Below are 1,038 nucleotides of genomic sequence, written 5' to 3'. Positions count from 1 at the left end.
CCGATGTTATGCACGAGGCGCACATCCGTTACCGCCACAGGCAGATGAGCCGGATCGGCCGGCAGGTTGCCCGACAGATAATCCTTGGCCTTAAACATCCCCGAACAACGCGTGCAGACCACGAAACCCTGCGCCACGTTCAACTGGGCATCTTTCACCCAATGTGGTGTTTTACAATGAGGACAAGAACAAGCAGGCATGAGTATTTTCCGTAAGTGTATTGAATCAAAAATATATATTTTAGCTAATGTTTCAGGCCGTCTGAAACAGTTTTCAGACGACCTGAGCATGATGTTATGGTTTAAACCGCGCCGTAACGTTCGCGATAGGCTTTGACCGGCTCGAAGAAGCCGCCAAATTCGGCATTGTTTTGCAAGAGCGTGAACAAGTCATTCAGGTTGGCAATCGAAACCACCGGCAGGCCGTATTGTTTTTCGACTTCCTGCACCGCCGACAATTCGCCCGTGCCTTTTTCCATGCGGTCGAGCGCAATAGCCACTGCGGCAGGCGTTGCGCCTTCGGCCTCAATCAGTTTGACCGACTCGCGCACGGATGTACCGGCGGAAATCACATCATCGATAATCAGCACGCGGCCTTTCAAAGGCGCACCCACCAACACGCCGCCCTCGCCGTGGTCTTTGGCTTCTTTGCGGTTGTAGGCAAACGGTACGTTTACGCCTTTTTCCGCCAACATCATCGCTGTTGCCGCCGCCAAAATAATGCCTTTATAGGCTGGGCCGAACAGCATATCGAATTTCACGCCGCTGGCAATAATGGCCTCGGCGTAAAACTTCGCCAGCTGCAAAGTCGATGCGCCGTCATTGAACAAACCGGCATTGAAAAAATAAGGCGACTGACGGCCGGCCTTGGTCGTAAATTCGCCGAATTTCAACACATTTTGTGCCAAAGCGAATTTGAGGAAGTCTTGACGGAAATCGGACATTTGGGTTCTCCCGAAAGATGTTGATTTATCAAAGAAACGATTATAAAGGATTCATGCGGAAAAATCAGGCCGTCTGAAAGCAGGTTCAACCCCGC

2 protein-coding genes are annotated in these 1,038 nt (G+C 51.2%); both read right to left on the bottom strand.

The genetic code is table 11. The features are described from left to right. Positions 1-200: MJ0042-type zinc finger domain-containing protein (locus ACTHUE_RS19445; protein WP_440424220.1), on the bottom strand; the 200-nt coding region annotated here is incomplete at its 3' end. A 101-nt stretch (positions 201-301) separates the two neighbouring features. Beyond that, positions 302-943: an orotate phosphoribosyltransferase gene (pyrE, locus tag ACTHUE_RS19440; RefSeq protein WP_003682682.1), complete on the bottom strand. Its 642-nt coding sequence runs from the start codon at positions 941-943 to the stop codon at positions 302-304. Between the last annotated feature and the right edge of the window lie 95 nt (positions 944-1,038).

The organism is Neisseria sp. P0021.S005, assembly GCF_051956955.1.
Note: the sequence above shows the minus strand (reverse complement) of the source record. Positions and strands in the feature narration are given on the sequence as shown.

What these genes read in the sequence shown, in the direction of transcription:
- pyrE (WP_003682682.1), bottom strand. Translation starts at nt 943, where the DNA reads ATGTCCGATTTCCGTCAAGACTTCCTCAAATTCGCTTTGGCACAAAAT.